The sequence below is a fragment of the Nocardia sp. NPDC004573 genome, assembly GCF_053602135.1.
Window position 1 is genome coordinate 1 of sequence record NZ_JBSGDA010000038.1, and the last position, 17,360, is coordinate 17,360.

Below are 17,360 nucleotides of genomic sequence, written 5' to 3' on the forward strand. Positions count from 1 at the left end.
TACAACCAGCACGCCCGACCCAAACGCGACTTCGCCGTCAACTCCAAGATCCGGCAACCTGATTACCTACCGAAGGTTGCTTGACGAGGCACTAGGAGCTACTCATGGCAGCCGAATGGCACCGAGTCGTCGCAGGCGAGACCCTGTCGGGGATCGTCAAGAAGAAGTACGGCGATCTCGGATTCCTCCAGATGATCGCCGAGCTGAATCACATCTCGGACCCGAACCTGATCAGAGTCGGCCAGGACATCATGCTTCCCCTGCGGTCCGTTCTCGCCGGAACGGCGGACGTCGAGTAGTCATCGATCGATGCAGGAGGCCGCGATCCGGACCTACGGGCAACCCTCCCAGTCGCGGATGCTTCCACTTCTGGGAGGGCCGAACTCACAAGCGAATGGGCCTCATCTCGCCGGGCTGCCGCAGCTGCGGCGAATCCGAGTACCGGCGTGGTGCGGTGCTGTTTCGCGGCCGCGGACCCGGGTATGGCTAGCGGGATCAGAGGAGGCAGCCATGCGAGCGATGGTTTATCGCGGCCCGTACAAGGTGCGGGTGGAGGAGAAGGACGTCCCGTCGATCGAGCATCCGAACGACGCGATCGTGCGCGTGCAGCGGGCCGCTATCTGCGGCTCCGACCTGCACCTCTACCATGGGATGATGCCGGACACCCGCGTCGGCATGACGTTCGGCCACGAGTTCATCGGTGTCGTCGAGCAGGTCGGCGGGTCGGTATGCAATCTCCTGCCCGGTGATCGGGTGATGGTGCCGTTCAATATCTATTGCGGATCCTGCTACTTCTGTGCGCGTGGCCTGTACTCCAACTGCCACAACGTCAACCCCAATGCCACGGCCGTCGGCGGCATCTACGGTTACTCCCATACCTGCGGCGGTTACGACGGCGGTCAGGCGGAGTACGTGCGGGTGCCCTTCGCCGATGTCGGCCCGGCCCAGATCCCGGACTGGCTCGACGACGAAGACGCTTTGTTGTGCACGGACGCGCTGGCCACCGGCTATTTCGGTGCACAGCTGGGCGACATCGCCGAGGGCGATGTCGTGGTGGTGTTCGGGGCGGGCCCGGTGGGGCTGTTCGCCGCGCAGTCGGCGTGGCTGATGGGCGCGGGCCGGGTGATAGTGGTCGACCACCTCGACTACCGGCTGGAGAAGGCGCGGGAGTTCGCGCACGCCGAGACGCTGAACCTGGCCGACTGCGGTGACGTGGTGGTCGAGATGAAGCGCATGACCGGCTACCTCGGCGCGGACGTGGCGATCGATGCGGTGGGCGCCGAAGCGGACGGCAATCTGCTGATGCATGTGACCGCGGCGAAGTTCAAATTGCAAGGCGGCTCTCCGGTCGCGTTGAACTGGGCCATCGATTCGGTGCGCAAGGGCGGCACGATTTCGGTGATGGGCGCCTACGGGCCGATGTTCAGCGCGGTGAAGTTCGGCGACGCGATGAACAAGGGACTGACCATCAACACCAACCAGTGCCCGGTGAAACGTCAATGGCCGCGGCTGTTCTCGCACATCCGCAACGGCTATCTGAAACCGAAGGAAATCATCACTCACCGCATCCCGCTCGAGCACATCGCCGAGGGGTATCACATCTTCTCGGCCAAACTCGACGGTTGCATCAAGCCGATCGTGGTGCCCGATTCGGCATGAAGGAGCAGTCGAAATGACCTACACCAGCGAGCATCCGCCCGTGCCGAGTGCCGAGGAACTGCGTGCGCGCATTCCGGGCTGGGGCGTCGACCTCGACCCGGCAGACCGTCCGTCCGGACGGAAATTCCGCTCTGAGGAGACCGGCGCGCACTGGGACCTGCCGGAATACCAGCCGGAGACGAAGCACCGTGAACGCTCGATCGAACACGCGGCCCTCACTCCGGTCTTCGGCACCTCGGCACCGCTGCGCGGGCTGTCGGGCCGGATCCGCCGCCGTGCCTACGAGCGCTACAGCGAGGGCAGAGCCGCGCACTGGCTGCTGCTGATTCTCGGCGACCGTGTCGACGCCTGGGAGAATCACGCGCGCTCGTTCGCCACCCTGCGGCCCGACAATCCGATCACCGAGACGGGGGTGAAGGCCGAGTTCACCCATCACGGATTGCGCTCTCGCACACAGAGCACCCGGGTCGATCGAGCCCATCAGTGGATGGACCCGATCATCATCGCCGGACCGTGGGTGGCCGCCGGTGTGTTCGCACTGGGCGGGCTCCGAGCGCTCGCCCGGCGCGGCCGACGCTCCCTTGCGATTCCTACCTCCCTTGGCCGATGACTCTGTGCGCTGCGTCGGCGTGACCGCTGCTTCAACACCCGTGAGGTCGCCAAGACCCACTACATCGACGTGCCCGAGACCGTGCCCGACAACCGTGCTGTTCCGGAGGCTTGGGCGCGGGGGCAGAGCCCGACCACGTGAGATGTCGGTGAGATAGGTCGAATCCTGACACCGCTCCACCGAACAAGACACCTCTTCCGATGCGGGTCGAAATCCCGCCGATCACAGTGCCTGGCATCGCTTCTGGGGCACAGAGCAGACAGCAGGGCAGTCCTGGACGCCTATCCAGACTCAGGCCCGTTCACACCGGAATGGAAGCCGTACGTACCGCCGATGGATTCTCGACCTGCGAGCCTTCATCGCCCGCCGTGTTTCCCGCTCGGAAGACGCCGACGACCTCCTGTCGATCATGTTCCTGCGCCGGCGCGCTTGGTCGCCGCCTCGGACTCCGCCGCGAGGTCGGCGCCCGAACCGATGCCCTGCTGATCGGCGACCAGCGCCGCACCTCGGTCGCGCTGGTCGTCGTAACTGCGGTGTACGGCGGCGACGAGCACATCCAGCTGCCGCTCGAGCGGTGGGTGCCGCTCGGGTGGTGCGACCGTCAGGAGGTCTTCCAGTGCGGCGCGTAACCGGCGCGATGCCTGGGGGGAGGCGGCTCCGGCGAGGCAGAGCTCGTCGAACGCGAGCCGGACGTAGCCCGCCCAGCTGAGCGTTCGCTCGATGAGCCGAACCTCGCCGCCGGCGTCGTGGTGCCGGCCGGAGGGGAAGTCGCGGTCGGCGAGCTGCCGCAGGCAGTCGTGCAGGCGGTCGATCACCATCACGGCGGTGGTCGGGTCGGTGAACGGTTGGGCCAGACCACGCTCGGCAATGTCGACCAGTTTGCGGAACCCGTACGCCGGGTCGTCGCCGTGGGTCCGCTCCGCGGCGAGGACGACGAGACTTGCGACGCGGGCGTGGTCGAGACGGACGGGATCGCCGTGCACGCGGAACAGCGGCGCGCCCGCCGGTACGAAGTCGCCCATCAGGGGAACCATCTCCATCACGCAGCCGGCCTTGGACGCTGCTGCGACCAGCGCGGGACGATCCAGGTCGATAACGAGACCCGGTTCGGGCGAGACCACGACATCAGGCTGAGCGGGCGGCGGCACCTTCGCCGGGTACTTGCGGTTCAGCTGCTCGCGCAGATGATCGCCGACCAGGTCGATCAGGCCCGAGGCGCGCAGCGCGTTTCCCGAATGGTGGATGTAGAGGAACAACCCCGCGATGCTGGCCAGCATCAGCAGGTAGGCCACCGACACGGTCAGGCCCGGCACCGCACCCTCGCCCACGGCGTTGACCTCGCGGATCGCGAGGATCGCGAAGACGAACGTCGAAGCGAACAGCCCGTAGGCCAGCTGGCCGCTGCGGTCCTGGAGCAACGCCCGCACGATGCGCGGCGAGAACTGGCCCATCGCGAGCTGGACGGCCACCGTCGTCACCGTGAGCACGAGCGTGGTCAGGGTGACCATCGCGGCGGCGATGGTGCTGAGGATGTTGGCCACCGCGTCCGCCGAACCCGTGATCGTCGCCGGGATCAGCCGATAGCCGAACTGCCGATCGACCGCCACGGTCACGAACGACAGCCCGATCGAGGCCAGCACGCAGAGCAACGGTGTGATCCACAGGCTGGACCGCAGCCGATGACGGAACCGCAGGGAGACCATCAATCGCCCTTCTCCTCCGGCCGTGGCCGAGACTCGCGGTGCGGGCACCTCGGCAGGCAGCGGGGCCGCTTTGTCAGGCTCTCCGCGACGGCGCCCGGTCGACGTAGTTCACTGCTCACATCGCCGTCGCGGCTGCCTCGGCGACAGCCTTGTCCTGCTCTCCGGTGCCGCCGCTGACGCCGACCGCCCCGACGACCTGGCCGTTGCGCCGCAACGGCACACCGCCGGCGAAGATCATGATGCGCCCACCGTTGGAGGTATGTATCCCGTAGAACTGCTTGCCCGGACCCGCATCGGCCGCGAGGTCCTCGGTCGAGATGTCCAGCGCTCGGGAGGTGAATGCCTTGTTGATCGAGATGTCGATGCTGGCGATCCATGCGCCGTCCATCCGCACATGGGCTACGAGGTTGCCGCCGGCATCGACCACCGCGATATTCGACGGCGACTCGATCTCGGCGGCTTTGGCCTGCCCGGCGGCAATCACCCGCTGCGCATCGTCGAGGGACACCGAGGTCTGGTTCATTGTCATGACGCACCTGTCCCGGTCTTCGCGAACTGCTTGCCCCGCAGTGCTTTTCCCATCGTTGCGTTCCTCTCGGTCCGGGCCCCCTCACGGATGCATTACGACCTTGGTCCATCCGTCGTCGCGGGCATCGAAATGCTGGTAGCCGGACTCGGCCTCAGCCAGCGGGAGTTCGTGAGAGACGATCCACGACGGTTTGGCCCGGCCTTCATGGATCAGGTCGCGAAGCTGGCGGTTGTAGTGCTTGACGTTGGCCTGCCCGGTTCCGGCCTTTTGACCCTTGAACCAGAACTTGCCCATGTCGAAGGCGATCTTGCCCTTCTTCTCCAGCTTGTCGGGCGCGTTGGGGTCTCGCGGCAAGAAGATGCCCACCACGCCGATGTGCCCGGTGAACCGCACCGAATCGACCAGCCGATTCATGGTCATCGCCGAATCCTCATTTCCCTGCGGGTCATGAGCCTGATAGCCGACGCACTCACAACCCTTGTCGGCGCCGAGCCCATTGGTCTGCTCCAGCACCTGCTCGACCGGGTCGCCCTTCGAGTCGTCGATCGGTATGACGCCGATCTGCTCGGCCAGGCGCAACCGGTCTGGATGCCGGTCCACTATCATCACCTTCCTCGCGCCCTGGATCATCGCCGAATATGCCGCCATCAAGCCGACCGGGCCGGCCCCGTAGACCACCATCGAATCGCCAGGCCGCATATCGGCCAGACGCGTGCAGTGCCAACCGGTCGGGAAAATGTCCGCCAGCATCACATAGTCGGTTTCTTTGTCCTGAGCATCCTCGGGCAGCCGCAGGCAGTTGAAGTCGCCGAACGGCACTCGCAAATACTCGGCCTGTCCGCCCCAGAACGGTCCCATCCCGGCGAAACCATACGCGGCGCCCGCCATCTTCGGATCCGGATGCACCGTCAGGCAGAACGCGGTCAACCCTTCCTCGCAGTTTCGGCAGAAACCGCAACCAATGTTGAACGGCAGGCACACCCGGTCCCCGGTGGTGACCTTTACCACCGCATTGCCCACCTCGGCGACGATCCCCAGGTTTTCGTGACCGAGGACCATCCCGGGCTCCAGATCGGTGCGGCCCTCGTACATGTGTAGATCCGATCCGCAAATGTTGGTGCTGGTGATCTTTACCAGCACATCGGTCGGCTGCTCGATTCTCGCATCGGGCACATCCTTCACATGAACGTTACGGGGCCCGTCGTACACAAGTGCTTTCATCTCGATACTCCCTGACATGCGGCGTTTCCGGTTGACGCCCGGCCACAGGCGGTTACGTGTGAGCGACCGACCGAACGAACCGTTCTGCTGGGGTAGCCGACGCGACAGCGCACGCAACGGAAAGAACACACCAAAACTAAGGCACACCACCATGTTTCGCGTCATGGACAACAAACAGTGGGCCATTCCAGGCGTCGCGTTCTCTCCACCCTGGAGTCTCCTCTTTCGGCTCGACGATCGCTAGGGGTTGAGATCGGTTTTACTAATTTGTGGGTCGACTCCTTCTCTTCACCGGTCGACGGTGTGATGCTGGGTCTTGTCCACCACCTCGAAAAGGAGACCCGACATGGCCACCAAGGCGCTGCTGGTCCAACTCGAAGCCAAACCCGGCAAGGAAAACGCGGTCGTGGAATTCCTCCGATCGGCGCTGCCACTCGTCGAGCAGGAGCCCGGCACGAAGCCGTGGCTCGCGGTACGGTTCGGCCCCTCGACGTTCGGCATCATCGACGCATTCCCAGACCAGGCCGCCCGCGAAACACATCTCGACGGGCCGGTCGGCAAGGCCCTCGGCGAACGCGCCGACGAACTCTTCGCTGCGCCGCCGGAAATCAGCAACCTCGAGGTGCTCGCCGACAAGCTCTGAACCACCGACTGGATACTGCCCGCCCGCAAACTCGCCAGACCCACGTCACCCGCCCGACCGCGAACTTCGGCATGCGAGTCCGCCGAGCCTGTCGGATTCTTTGGTGCGCAACGACGAGGTCAGCCAGCCTGATGGTCACCGGGCTGCCACCGAAGTTCCGCGCAACTCGGGACATCCTCCGCGACCACCATGCTTACCAGGCCAAAGCAACTCTGGTGCCCGGGTGGGCGTAGGAGCACAGCATGTGTCCGGTGGGGCGTCTCAGGCGTCGGGGGGCGGCCTCGCCGGGTGGTGTCGACGACACCGGCGTTGGCCATGCAGCAGGATGACGATGCCTCGTCGGTGAAGTCTTCGCGCAGGTGGCCGCTGCTGCCGGCGCGAGCGGGCATGGATCCGTGACTCCCGGTGCTTCTGTGACTACACTGTGTGGCGTAGTCGGCTTCCTACTTTCGACTTGCTGGGACCTTGTCACACGCTCAGCAGTCCCGATCTTTCGTATCGGATTTCTACTCGTGGAAGCCCCGGAGTAGTGGCTGATGCCCGGAGTGCGCGCACCGGTCGCCTCGAGCGGGTTCCGGCACTCCTATGCCCCAGCCGGGTGTGGACGCCATCGCCTCCCGTTCTGTCGCCGCTACAGGCGGATGAAGAACAGTCAGCGGTTGAGCCGTCCGTGAGGTCGAGCGGTTGACCGACCGGCCGGACGCCGAACCGGTACCCACCGGCTCGGCGAACACCGAAACCATCGACGCCCAGGGGGCGTGATGTCAGAGTCCAGTCGTGGAACCTCCGCGGTACGTCCGAACCAACCTGCCCGCCAGGTAATAGCAACATTCGACAACTACGCCGACGCCGAAAGCGCCGTCGACTACCTCTCCGACCAGCATTTCCCGGTAGACAAATTAACCATCGTCGGACGCGACATCGAGCTGGTCGAGCAGGTCGTCGGCCGTTTGAACTACGGCTGGGCCGCTCTGCGAGGCGCCGCCGCGGGCGGGCTGACAGGCGCACTGTTCGGCTGGATCTTCGGAATATTCGACTGGGTCCAGCCGCTGCTCACAAGCTTCGTGCTCGCCTGCTACGGGCTGGTGTTCGGCGTGGTTGTCGGCGCCCTGCTCGGCCTGCTCATGTACGCGCTGCAGCGCGGCCGGCGCGACTTCACCTCGATCCAATCATTACAACCACGACACTACGAAGTCCTCGCCGACGTCGAGGTCGCGGACGAAGCCGTTCGCCTGCTCACCGGCCGGACCGATCGAAAGGAATGAGTCATGGCGACTGCTGTAGGTATCGACCTGGGCACCACGAACTCGGTCATCGCAAGCTGGCAAGGCGGCGAGCCGGGGGTGATCCCGAATGCCGAGGGAGCGCGGACGACGCCGTCAGTGGTGGCCTTCACCGAGAGCGGGGAGCGGTTGGTGGGTCAGCTCGCCCGACGGCAGGCGATCTTGAATCCGAAGGGCACAATTTACTCTGCGAAACGCTTCATCGGACGTCACTACGACGAGGTCTCCGAGGAGGCCAAAGCGGTCAGTTTCGACGTCGTCCCGGGTGATAACGGTGAGGCTCGATTCGACGTGCGGGGCAAGAAGTACGCGCCGGAAGAGATCAGTGCCCTCGTGCTGCGCAAGCTCGTCGACGACGCGAGCAAGTTCCTCGGTGAGAAGGTCAAAGAAGCGGTCATCACCGTTCCCGCGTACTTCAACGACGCGCAGCGCAACGCCACCAAGGACGCCGGCCGGATCGCAGGCCTCGAGGTTTTGCGGATCATCAACGAGCCGACCGCCGCGGCACTGGCCTACGGCATGGACAAGCAGACCCACGAGACCGTACTGGTCTTCGACCTCGGCGGCGGCACCTTCGATGTGAGCCTGCTCGACGTCGGCGAAGGAGTGGTCGAGGTTCGTGCCACGGCCGGCGATTCCCACCTCGGCGGCGACGACTTCGACCGACGTCTGGTGGACTACCTCGCCGACGAATTCCAACGGGCGGAGAACATCGATCTGCGTAAGGATGCCCAGGCGTTGCAGCGCCTCTTCGAGGCAGCGGAGAAAGCCAAGGTCGAGCTGTCCTCGGTGACACAGGCCCAGGTCAACCTTCCCTTCGTCACCGCGGACGCGAACGGTCCCAAGCACCTCACCACCACGATCATGCGATCGAAGTTCGAGGATCTGACGGCGGATCTGGTGGAACGCTGCCTCGGCCCGGTGAAGCAGGCGATGAGTGACGCCAAGGTCACCGCCAACGACATCGACGAGGTGATTCTGGTCGGTGGTTCGACACGTATTCCGGCGGTGCAGGCGCTGGTTCGCCGGCTCACCGGCGGCAAGGACCCCAATATGAGCGTCAACCCGGACGAGGTCGTGGCGCTGGGTGCCGCAGTCCAGGCGGGCGTGCTCAAGGGCGAGGTCTCCGATGTGCTGCTGCTCGATGTCACCCCGCTGTCCCTCGGCGTCGAGACCCAGGGCGGGGTGATGACCAAGATCATCGAGCGCAACACCACGATCCCGGTCCGGCGCAGTGAAGTGTTCGCTACCGCGGAAGACAATCAGCCCGCAGTGGATGTCGTGGTCCTGCAGGGCGAACGCGAACGGGCCGCCGACAACCGGGTGCTCGGTCGGTTCCGGCTGGAAGGCATCCGCCCGGCACCCCGTGGCGAGGCCCAAGTCGAAGTCACGTTCGACATCGACGCCAACGGCATCCTGCACGTCACCGCCCGCGACAAGGACACCGGTAAGGAGCAGAGCATCACGATCAGTGAGCAGGGCAACCTCGACCAGAGTGAGGTAGAGCGCATGCTCGCGGAAGCCGAACGGAACCGGGCCGAGGACGAGGCGCTGCGAAGGGCGGTAGACGCGCGCAACGCGCTCGATTCGGTTGCCTATCAAGTGGAACGGCGACTCGCCGAACTCGGCGACAGTGCCCCACCGCACGACAAGGCACGCGCCGAGATGCTGATCGCCGACGCCAGGAAAGCCGTGGAAGACAAGGCTCCCCCCGAGGAGGTAGAGCCACTCACCTCCGAGCTGCAGCAGTTGCTCTACGGGCTCGCACCGGTCCAGTCCGGCGGCGGAGACGGACACCAGGCAGGCGGCACAGACGCTGCGTCGTCGGGTGACGACGACGTGATCGACGCCGAATTCGATCGAAGCTGAGGTACACGATGGAAAGGTCCGCAGATCAGTCGACGACCGAGTCGACGACCGACGGGGATCAGACCGAGACGGCGCCGGATCGCATTGACACGGGGGCCGAGCTGGCTCAACTCGAGGACCGGTGGCGCAGGGCCCTTGCAGATCTGGATAACCTGCGCAAGCGGTTTGCCAAGGATCTGGACCGTGCCCGCGCCGCGGAGGCCACGAAGGTTTCCGCCGCGTGGCTCCCGGTGCTGGACAATTTGGAGCTCGCCCTGGCCCATGCGGGCAGCGATCCCCAGGCCATCGTCGAGGGCGTGAAGGCGACCCGGGACCAGGCGGTGCAGGTGCTGGCCCAGCTCGGCTTCGAGCGCCACGACGAGGTCGGTGTGCCGTTCTCCCCGGAGCTACACGAAGTGGTCAGCGTGGTGTCCCAACCCGACGTCCCCTCCGGGACCGTGATCGAGGTCGTGCGCCCGGGCTATGGAGAGGACGGTCGGCAGCTGCGTCCCGCCTCGGTGGTCGTCAGCCGACCCGAGGGGTGAGGCACTGATGGCGCGTGACTACTACGAAGCGCTCGGTATCTCGCGCGACGCCGGCGCCGACGAAATCCAGCAGGCGTACCGCAAGCTGGCGCGCAAATATCACCCCGACGTGAACAAGGACCCCACCGCGGAGGACAAGTTCAAGGAGGCCAACGAGGCCTACCAGGTGTTGTCCGACCCGGACACCCGGAAACGCTACGACCGATTCGGTGAGGACTTCCGGCGGGTGCCCGAGGACTACGACGAACGGGTCCGGGCCGGCGCCGGTGGGTATGGCGGCGGCGGCAGAAGGGTGCACTTCGGTCGAGGTTTCGGTGGCGAGGGCGCGGTCGACTTCGAGGACCTCTTCGGGCAGATGTTCGGTGGCGCGGGCGGGTACGGGCCGATTCCCGGCGCCGATCAGGAAGCGGAACTGGAACTGACTCTGGAACAGGCGTACCGGGGCGGTAAACACACACTCAGACTGGACGGACGCCAGTACGACGTCGACATTCCCGCCGGTGTCCTGGACGGCCAGAGAATCCGGCTGGCCGGGCAAGGCGGGCGCAGCAACGGTGACGCGCCGCCCGGGGATCTGTATCTCGTGGTGCGGATCAAGCCGCATCCCCGGTTCCGGGTGCAGGGCCGGGACATCTATGTGGACCTGCCCGTATCGCCATGGGAGGCGGTGCTCGGGTCGACCGTCGTCGTTCCCACCCCGGGTGGCGAAGCGAAAGTCAAAGTGGCGCCGGGCTCGTCGACGGGAAGGAAGCTGCGGTTGCGCGGAGAAGGAATGCCCAATCCGCGTGGCCCCAACGGCAACCTCTACGCCGAGATCAAGGTGATGGTGCCGTCGAAACCCACAGCACGCGAGCGCGAACTGTTCGAGCAGTTGGCCACCGAATCGAACTTCGATCCGAGGAAAGAGACATGAGCAACCCGAGCCCGGTCACCCGGTATGTATTGGTTCGCCGTCCCGGATTGTCGCCAGATGCCTTCGCCGAACGTACCGGGCTGCACCCGGACCTGGCACGAAGGCTTGTGGCGCTCGGCCTGCTCGACGCCGACCGAGGCGCCGGCGGCGCGATGTCGTTCCAACCATCCGCAGTGGCCCATGCCGCCCGCATCCAACGGCTGCGGACCGGTCTGGGCCTGAACTACTCGGCAATCGGGCTCGTGCTCGATCTGCTGGATCGAATCGAGAAACTCGAAGCAGCTTCCCGCGGAAGGAGGGCACCCCATGGACACCGGCAGCCTGACTGAAAAGTCACGAGAAGCCCTGCAGGAAGCCCAGAATGTAGCGACCAGAATGGGTCACACCGAGGTCGACGGAGAGCACCTGCTGCTCGCGTTGATCGATCAGCGGGAAGGGCTGGTACCTCGACTGCTCGAGCAGGCCGGCGCCAACGTCGATGCCCTTCGATCCGATCTGGAACGTGAACTCTCGCGCAGGCCGAAAGTCAGCGGGCCCGGCGCGACGCCCGGTCAGGTGATGATCACCCAGCGCCTGGCCAAGTTGCTCGACGCCGCGGAGCGGGAGGCGAAGCGACTCAAGGATTCCTACGTGTCCGTGGAGCATCTCGTGATGGCCCTCTCCGAGGAGGGGTCGGCCACTGCGGCAGGCCGGGTCCTCGCCAGTCATGGGGTCACGCGAGAATCCTTCCTCGCCGTCTTGACCAAAGTGCGCGGCCATCAGCGCGTCACATCGGCGACCCCGGAAGGGGCCTACGAGGCGCTGGAGAAGTACGGACGCGATCTCGTCTCCGAGGCCCGGACCGGCGCACTCGATCCGGTCATCGGCCGAGATGCCGAGATCCGTAGGGTAACGCAGATCCTGAGCCGGAAGACGAAGAACAATCCGGTGCTGATCGGCGACCCCGGCGTCGGTAAGACCGCGATCGTCGAGGGCCTTGCCCAGCGGATCGTCCGCGGCGACGTGCCGGAGGGCCTGCGCGACAAGACGATCTTCTCGCTCGACATGGGTTCCCTGGTGGCCGGCGCGAAGTACCGCGGCGAGTTCGAGGAGCGACTGCAGGCGGTGCTGTTGGAGGTGAAGGCGGCCGAGGGGCGCATCCTGTTGTTCGTCGACGAGCTTCATACCGTTGTGGGCGCGGGATCGGCAGGCGGCGACGGGTCTCTCGACGCAGGCAACATGCTCAAGCCGATGCTCGCCCGCGGCGAGCTACACATGATCGGCGCCACCACTCTCGACGAGTATCGCAAGCACATCGAATCCGATGCGGCACTGGAGCGTCGCTTCCAGACCGTTCTCGTCGACGAGCCCAGCATCGAGGATGCGATCTCGATTCTGCGTGGACTTCGGGAACGACTCGAGGTGTTTCACGGCGTGAAGATCAAGGACGGCGCCCTGGTCGCCGCCGTGACCCTCTCGCACCGGTACATCACCGACCGTTTCCTTCCGGATAAGGCGATCGACCTGGTCGATGAGGCATGCGCTCGGCAACGCACCGAAATCGACTCGATGCCCGCCGAACTCGACGAGCTCACCCGCAGAGTGACCCGGCTGGAGATCGAAGAGGCCGCGCTGTCCAAGGAAACGGACGCGGCCAGCAAGGCGCGCCTGGAAGAGCTGCGTAAGGAGCTGGCCGACCTACGGGCCGAGGCCGACGCCAGGCACGCTCAGTGGGAGGCCGAGCGGCAGGCGATCCGGCGGGTGCAGGAGCTGCGGGGAGAGCTGGAACGGTTGCGCCACGAGGCCGAGGAGGCCGAGCGCAACTACGACCTCAACCGCGCGGCCGAGTTGCGATACGGCGAGATCACCGAGCTGGAACGCAGACTCAGGGCCGCGGAGGAGCAACTGGCCGCCAGGCAGGGCCGGAATCCGTTGCTGCGCGAAGTTGTCACCGAAGACGAGATCGCGGAGATCGTGGCCGCATGGACGGGTATCCCGGTCGCCCGGCTGCAGGAAGGCGAGCGGGAGAAGCTGTTGAAGCTCGACGAGATTTTGCACGAAAGGGTCGTCGGCCAGGACGAGGCGGTGCAACTGGTCGCAGACGCGGTGATCCGGGCGAGGTCGGGTATCCGTGACCCGCGCCGGCCGATCGGTTCGTTCATCTTCCTCGGCCCGACGGGCGTGGGAAAGACCGAGCTCGCGAAGACACTGGCCAGTGCCCTCTTCGACAGCGAAGACAACATGGTGCGCCTGGACATGAGCGAGTACCAGGAGCGGCACACGGTGAGCAGGCTCATCGGTGCGCCCCCCGGGTACGTCGGCTACGACGAGGGCGGCCAGCTCACCGAGGCGGTACGCCGCAAGCCGTACTCCGTCGTGCTCTTCGACGAGATCGAGAAGGCCCACGCCGACGTCTTCAATACCCTGCTGCAGGTGCTCGACGACGGCCGGATCACCGATTCGCAAGGCAGGCAGGTCGATTTCCGGAACACGGTGATCATCATGACCTCCAACATCGGGTCCCAGTATCTCCTCGAGGGAGTCACAGCCGATGGCGAGATCAAACCGGATGCCAGGGGGCGGGTGCTGGCGGAGCTGCGCGGGCACTTCCGTCCGGAGTTCCTCAACCGGGTCGACGACATCGTGTTGTTCACCCCGCTCACGCTGCCCCAGATCGAGCACATCGTCGAGCTACAGCTCACCGATCTCCGGAACAGGTTGGCGGAGCGGCAGATACACCTGGATATCACGCCGGAAGCGCGCCGGCTCATCGCCGAACACGGTTTCGACCCGGTCTACGGTGCGCGGCCGCTGCGACGGTACATCGCCCACGAGGTGGAGACCAAGATAGGTCGTGCGCTGTTGCGCGGCGAGATCGAACCGGGTGGCACCATCCGTGTCACGGTGGACGGCGGCGAGCTCGCCGTCGCGTATGCGGAACCCGCCGTCGCGGCGGCCTGAGAAGAGGTGTCTTCATGGGATCCGAAAAGGTGAAGTGCCCGAACTGCGGCAAGGTCAACAAGGTGGCGGCGGCCGGGGAAGGAAAACCGCGCTGCGGGAACTGCCACGAACCGCTGCCCTGGATCGCCTCGGCAGGGGACGACGACTTCGCGGAGGTCGCCGAGAAGTCCTCGGTGCCTGTGCTCGTCGACCTCTGGGCGACGTGGTGCGGTCCTTGCCGCATGGTCAGTCCGGCGCTCGAGCAGCTCGCCAGGGAACGCGCGGGTCAGATCAAGCTGGTGAAGATCGACGTGGATGCTGCGCCCAAGACGGCCGAACGGTTCACCGTTCGCGCCGTACCGACTCTCCTGGTGATGGACCGGGGCGAGGTCCTGGCTCGTCAAGCGGGCGCAGCTCCGGTACCACAACTGCGCGCATGGCTCGATCAGGCGCTCTCGGAAACAGCAGGGAAGGAGACGAAGCCATGACTTCCATCCATGTCGACCCACACGTTACCGCGATCCGGCCCGTCGCACCGCGGACTCCACAGGGCTGCGAGGAATGTCTTCGCCTCGGCACCCCGTGGGTACATCTGAGGTTGTGCCTGACGTGCGGACACGTCGGTTGCTGCGACTCCTCGCCGGGCAAGCACGCGAGCGCGCACGCTCACGTCATCGGCCATCCGATCGTCCAGTCGATGGAGCCGGGTGAAGATTGGCGCTGGTGTTATGTCGACCAGAACTTCGTCTGAGGACGCCGCTCCCGTCCGCGACATTCCGCCACTCGACGAGACTCCGGATGAGCTCGGAGCGTACCCGCGGCTGACCGACGACCAGGTCGCGACACTCGAGGCCGGTGGCACGCGTCGATCGGTTCGCGCCGGTGAGGTGCTGATCCGAGAGGGCGAGCCCAGCAACGACTTCTTCGTCATCCTCTCGGGCAAGGTAGCGATCATCGACGAGGGCGACGGAGACGGTGAACGCCGGATACTGCGCGTGCACGGTCCCGGCCGATTCCTGGGCGAGCTCGGGCTGCTGGAAGGCCAGGTGGCGTTCTTCACCGCCGAGGCCATCGAGGACGGCGAGATACTCGCCGTCCCGGCTGAGCGGGTGCGCCGGCTGGTTTCCCATGATCCCGTGCTCAGCGATCTGATCCTGCGCGCCTACCTGGTGCGCAGGCACCTGCTGATCGGGCTCGGTTCGGGGTTCCGGATCATCGGCTCCTGCTATTCACCGGATACGTTGCGGCTTCGGGAGTTCGCCATGCGAAACCGATTGCCCCATAGGTGGATCGATTTGGAGCGGGACAAAAGGGCGGAGCAGCTGCTGCGCAGCCTGGACGTCGCACCCGAGGACACTCCCGTGGTGATCTGGCACGGCGAGAAGGTGCTGCGCAATCCGACGAATGCGGAACTCGCCCGCATCGTCGGGCTTCCGGTCCTGGACTCGCTCCGTGACGCAGCCCAGGACGTGTTCGACCTCGTCGTGGTGGGTGCGGGACCGGCCGGTCTGGCCGCGTCCGTGTACGGCGCCTCGGACGGGTTGAACACGGTGACACTGGAGTCGTTCGCCGCGGGCGGCCAGGCCAGTACCTCCTCCCGGATCGAGAACTACCTGGGCTTCCCGGCAGGGATCTCCGGCGCCGAATTGGCGGAGCGGGCCGTGATCCAGGCCGGGAAGTTCGGCGCCCGCATGCTGGTGTCGGCGGAGGTGGCCGGTTTGAGGTCCGAGAGCGGGCACCACGTGCTCCGGCTGGCAGACGGCGGCACGGTTCGCGGCCGGGCCGTCGTGCTCGCCACCGGGGCGCGATACCGCAAGTTGGCGGTGCCGGGGATCGAGGTACTGGAGGGGACGAGCGTGTACTACGCCGCGACCCATCAGGAAGCGCGGATGTGCGGCACCGACCCGGTGGCGATCGTCGGCGGCGGAAACTCCGCCGGACAGGCCACCGTTTTTCTCGCGGACCGTGTCTCCCACGTGCACCTGCTCATCCGCGGCGGTGACCTCGGAAAGAGCATGTCCCGGTACCTCGTCGACCAGATCGAGCGCCATCCGCGCGTGACCGTCCACCGGCATACCGAGATTCGCGAGGTCCACGGTGAGAAGTACCTCGAGGAGATCGTGGTCGAGAACAATCAAACGGGGGAACGGGACACCCTCCGGGTCCATGCCCTGTTCGTCTTCATCGGGGCGGTGCCGCACACCGGGTGGCTGTCCGACACGATCGCACTCGATGACCACGGCTTCGTCCTCACCGGCGTGGACGCGGTCCGCGCCGGTGAGGACGGCAACCGGCGGATCGGCGACCGGCCGTCGAGGACGCTCGAAACAAGTCTGCCCGGCCTGTTCGCTGCGGGCGACGTCCGCAACGGCTCCGTGAAACGGGTCGCATCCGCTGTCGGTGAGGGAGCGATGGCCGTTCGCCAAATCCATGAATTCTTCGAGGGGAGCTGACGACATGCCAGTGATGGGTACCGTGAAATTCCAGCAATTCTTCCGCACTGCGGCCGGCCTGCAAGTCGACCGGAACGATCTGAAGCGCTATACGGATTTCGTCGACGACAAGATCTACGATCTGGTCCTCATCGGCAAGGCCTCGGCAAAGGCGAACCTGCGGGACGTGATCGAACCGTGGGATCTGCCGATCACCAAGGGACTGCAGGAGAGCATCCACCGGTTCGAGAAACTGGATGAGGAGATCGAACTACAGCCTCTGCTCGATCAACTGGCGGCCAGGCCGCCGTTGGACATGGCCCTCTCCGAGGCGACCGAGCAGCGACTGCCGCTGATTGCCGGAGGCTTGAGCGTGGCGCTGGCGCAGACATTCGTCACGATCGAACCGAAGCGTAAGAACCCCGGGACCGCCGAATGGAACGTCGCCTTCGACATCTTCCATCTCCTGCTCTGACCACCGCCCCCGCCCGGCGAACCAGACCGCCGCCGGCCTGTGACGACACTTGCGCTGTGGAACTCCTTGGGCGGCAATGCATCCAGCTTGCAACGCCCGCCGGCAAGACCGGTTGACCCTCGCCACCTCGCGGTCCCATATCGAACCCGCCACCCTCGGCCGGACGCGGCTGCCTGCGCCGCCGAACCAGATCTGCACGATGGTCATCCTCGAACGAGCTGTCACGAACGCCTATCACGTGGTCGGATCGAATTCCGCCACCGGCAGGTCAGCTCACAATGCCTTCGACGCCGCGCGCTACCCTTCGATCACACGGCCCGGCGTCGATCCGGAGGTGTGGGATACCCACTTCGCCCCAGGGCGAGACGAAGATCCGTTCGTGTTCGGCTGCGACCAGGTCGGCCTGCGCTGCGGTGAAAGCCGGGCACCACGTCGTCCTGCCCGGCTCCTGATGTCGGTCCTCGCGGGAGGATGGTCTACGCGGCTCGGGCCGCTCGCCACAGGACGGACGGATATGTGAGCAGGCGGGGTGCCAGTCGTACCGCGAGATAGGTGAGCGTGAGCCAGGGACGCAGGTGTG

The 17,360-nt window shown here is 65.7% G+C and carries 16 protein-coding genes and 1 pseudogene; 14 read left to right on the plus strand and 3 right to left on the minus strand.

What is annotated here, in order from left to right:
- The first annotated feature begins 104 nt into the window (after window positions 1-104).
- The 3 genes from ACWEKR_RS33800 (at window position 105) to ACWEKR_RS33810 (ending at window position 2,269) form a co-directional block, all read left to right on the plus strand.
- The gene (locus tag ACWEKR_RS33800; protein WP_452357960.1) at window positions 105-299 is read left to right on the plus strand and encodes a LysM peptidoglycan-binding domain-containing protein; all 195 of its coding nucleotides are present in this window, start codon (window positions 105-107) and stop codon (window positions 297-299) included.
- 211 nt (window positions 300-510) lie between these two features.
- The gene (locus ACWEKR_RS33805; protein ID WP_452357961.1) at window positions 511-1,659 is read left to right on the plus strand and encodes a zinc-dependent alcohol dehydrogenase; all 1,149 of its coding nucleotides are present in this window, start codon (window positions 511-513) and stop codon (window positions 1,657-1,659) included.
- 13 nt (window positions 1,660-1,672) lie between these two features.
- The gene (locus ACWEKR_RS33810) at window positions 1,673-2,269 is read left to right on the plus strand and encodes a hypothetical protein (RefSeq protein ID WP_452357962.1); all 597 of its coding nucleotides are present in this window, start codon (window positions 1,673-1,675) and stop codon (window positions 2,267-2,269) included.
- Window positions 2,270-2,676: 407 nt separating this feature from the next.
- On the opposite strand, the gene ACWEKR_RS33815 is transcribed toward ACWEKR_RS33810, so the two are convergent.
- From ACWEKR_RS33815 to ACWEKR_RS33825, 3 genes are all read right to left on the minus strand, one after another.
- The gene (locus ACWEKR_RS33815; RefSeq protein ID WP_452357963.1) at window positions 2,677-3,972 is read right to left on the minus strand and encodes a DUF2254 domain-containing protein; all 1,296 of its coding nucleotides are present in this window, start codon (window positions 3,970-3,972) and stop codon (window positions 2,677-2,679) included.
- Window positions 3,973-4,087: 115 nt separating this feature from the next.
- Entirely contained in the window at window positions 4,088-4,501 is a 414-nt protein-coding gene (locus tag ACWEKR_RS33820; RefSeq protein ID WP_195089960.1) for a GlcG/HbpS family heme-binding protein, read from the minus strand.
- A gap of 81 nt (window positions 4,502-4,582) precedes the next feature.
- Window positions 4,583-5,887 carry a glutathione-independent formaldehyde dehydrogenase gene (locus ACWEKR_RS33825; RefSeq protein WP_452357964.1) on the minus strand — a complete coding sequence of 435 codons (1,305 nt, stop codon included), beginning with the start codon at window positions 5,885-5,887 and terminating at the stop codon, window positions 4,583-4,585.
- 181 nt (window positions 5,888-6,068) lie between these two features.
- Between ACWEKR_RS33825 and ACWEKR_RS33830 the strand changes: the two genes are divergently transcribed.
- The 11 genes and pseudogenes from ACWEKR_RS33830 to ACWEKR_RS33880 all read left to right on the plus strand — a co-directional run bounded on the left by ACWEKR_RS33830 (window position 6,069) and on the right by ACWEKR_RS33880 (window position 16,780).
- Entirely contained in the window at window positions 6,069-6,365 is a 297-nt protein-coding gene (locus tag ACWEKR_RS33830; RefSeq protein WP_452357965.1) for a putative quinol monooxygenase, read from the plus strand.
- A gap of 761 nt (window positions 6,366-7,126) precedes the next feature.
- On the plus strand, window positions 7,127-7,630 hold the full coding sequence (locus ACWEKR_RS33835) for a general stress protein (RefSeq protein WP_452357966.1): 504 nt from the start codon (window positions 7,127-7,129) through the stop codon (window positions 7,628-7,630).
- Between the two features lie 3 nt (window positions 7,631-7,633).
- On the plus strand, window positions 7,634-9,517 hold the full coding sequence (dnaK, locus tag ACWEKR_RS33840; protein WP_452357967.1) for a molecular chaperone DnaK: 1,884 nt from the start codon (window positions 7,634-7,636) through the stop codon (window positions 9,515-9,517).
- An 8-nt stretch (window positions 9,518-9,525) separates the two neighbouring features.
- Window positions 9,526-10,041 carry a nucleotide exchange factor GrpE gene (locus ACWEKR_RS33845; RefSeq protein ID WP_452357968.1) on the plus strand — a complete coding sequence of 172 codons (516 nt, stop codon included), beginning with the start codon at window positions 9,526-9,528 and terminating at the stop codon, window positions 10,039-10,041.
- A 7-nt stretch (window positions 10,042-10,048) separates the two neighbouring features.
- Window positions 10,049-10,954 carry a DnaJ C-terminal domain-containing protein gene (locus ACWEKR_RS33850; protein ID WP_452357969.1) on the plus strand — a complete coding sequence of 302 codons (906 nt, stop codon included), beginning with the start codon at window positions 10,049-10,051 and terminating at the stop codon, window positions 10,952-10,954.
- Window positions 10,951-11,279, plus strand: a pseudogene (locus ACWEKR_RS33855) (chaperone modulator CbpM). The gene ACWEKR_RS33850 and the pseudogene ACWEKR_RS33855 overlap by 4 nt, the downstream one beginning before the upstream one ends.
- Complete coding sequence (gene clpB, locus ACWEKR_RS33860) at window positions 11,261-13,894, plus strand: ATP-dependent chaperone ClpB (RefSeq protein ID WP_452357970.1); 2,634 nt, start codon at window positions 11,261-11,263, stop codon at window positions 13,892-13,894. The pseudogene ACWEKR_RS33855 and the gene clpB overlap by 19 nt, the downstream one beginning before the upstream one ends.
- Window positions 13,895-13,908: 14 nt before the next feature.
- Complete coding sequence (gene trxA, locus ACWEKR_RS33865) at window positions 13,909-14,361, plus strand: thioredoxin (RefSeq protein WP_452357971.1); 453 nt, start codon at window positions 13,909-13,911, stop codon at window positions 14,359-14,361.
- Entirely contained in the window at window positions 14,358-14,624 is a 267-nt protein-coding gene (locus tag ACWEKR_RS33870; RefSeq protein ID WP_195089945.1) for a UBP-type zinc finger domain-containing protein, read from the plus strand. Before trxA ends, ACWEKR_RS33870 begins: the two co-directional genes overlap by 4 nt.
- Window positions 14,602-16,326: an FAD-dependent oxidoreductase gene (locus ACWEKR_RS33875; RefSeq protein ID WP_452357972.1), complete on the plus strand. Its 1,725-nt coding sequence runs from the start codon at window positions 14,602-14,604 to the stop codon at window positions 16,324-16,326. The genes ACWEKR_RS33870 and ACWEKR_RS33875 overlap by 23 nt, the downstream gene beginning before the upstream one ends.
- A 13-nt stretch (window positions 16,327-16,339) precedes the next feature.
- Window positions 16,340-16,780, plus strand: coding sequence for a DUF1931 family protein (locus tag ACWEKR_RS33880; protein ID WP_452357994.1), 441 nt, complete (start codon window positions 16,340-16,342; stop codon window positions 16,778-16,780).
- The last annotated feature ends 580 nt before the right edge of the window (window positions 16,781-17,360 follow it).